The following is a 1,126-nucleotide window of genomic DNA, read 5'->3' as shown; positions in this document are numbered from 1 at the left end:
GACGGCGTCGTCGCCCTTCGCTGTGGCGGTGGATACGACGGCGCCGACTGTCGCCGCCAACATCGCCAGCTTCACGGACAATGTCGGGACGCAGCAGGGGAACTACCTCAGCGGGACGGCGACGGACGATTCGTCGCCGGTTCTGAATGGAACGCTGTCGGCGCCGCTGGTGGCGGGCGAGGAAGTGCGGGTCTACGAAGGCGCGACGCTGGTCGGGACGGCGAGCGTCTCGGGGACGAGTTGGACGCTGGCGCTCTCCGGGCTCTCGGAAGGGACGCACAGCTATACGGCGGTGGTGGCGGACGCCGCCGGCAACGAGGGGACGGCGTCGTCGCCCTTCGCTGTGGCGGTGGATACGACGGCGCCGGTCACAACGGCGGCGATAGCGACCTTCACTGACAATGTCGGCGCGCACCAGGGCGATTACCCCAGCGCGACGAGCACGGACGACGCGTCGCCGGTTCTGAACGGAACGCTGTCGGCGCCGCTGGCGGCTGGCGAGGAGCTGCGGGTCTACGAAGGCGCGACGCTGGTCGGGACGGCGAGCGTCTCGGGGACGGGCTGGACGCTGGCGCTCTCCGGTCTCGCGGAGGGGACGCACAGCTACACGGCGGTGGTGGCGGACGCGGCCGGCAATGAGGGGACCGCGTCGGCGGCCTTCGCTGTGGCGGTGGATACGACGGCGCCGACTGTCGCCGCCAACATCGCCAGCTTCACGGACAATGTCGGGACGCAGCAGGGGAACTACCTCAGCGGGACGGCGACGGACGATTCGTCGCCGGTTCTGAACGGAACGCTGTCGGCGCCCCTGGCGGCGGGCGAGGAAGTGCGCGTCTACGAAGGCGCGACGCTCATTGGGACGGCGAGCGTCTCGGGGACGAGTTGGACGCTGGGACTCTCCGGACTCTCGGAGGGGACGCACAGCTACACGGCGGTGGTGGCGGACGCCGCCGGCATTGACGGTCCGGTCTCGTCTCCCTTCGTGGTGACAGTCGACACGACGGCGCCGACGGCCGCCAGCGTCATCGCCAGCTACACGGACAATGTCGGGACGCACCAGGGCGACTACCCCAGCGGGACGGCGACGGACGATTCGTCGCCGGTCCTGAACGGAACGCTGTCGGCG

General features: G+C 70.2%; 1 protein-coding gene. It reads left to right on the top strand.

Annotated features, from left to right (window positions below):
* Window positions 1-1,126, top strand: a 1,126-nt coding sequence (locus JJT62_RS18955; protein ID WP_246745017.1) for an Ig-like domain-containing protein, incomplete at both ends; no start/stop codon positions are given.

Source organism: Methylocystis sp. Sn-Cys, assembly GCF_016745395.1.
GTDB lineage: Bacteria > Pseudomonadota > Alphaproteobacteria > Rhizobiales > Beijerinckiaceae > Methylocystis > Methylocystis iwaonis.
This window is presented reverse-complemented; position numbering and strand designations above follow the sequence as displayed.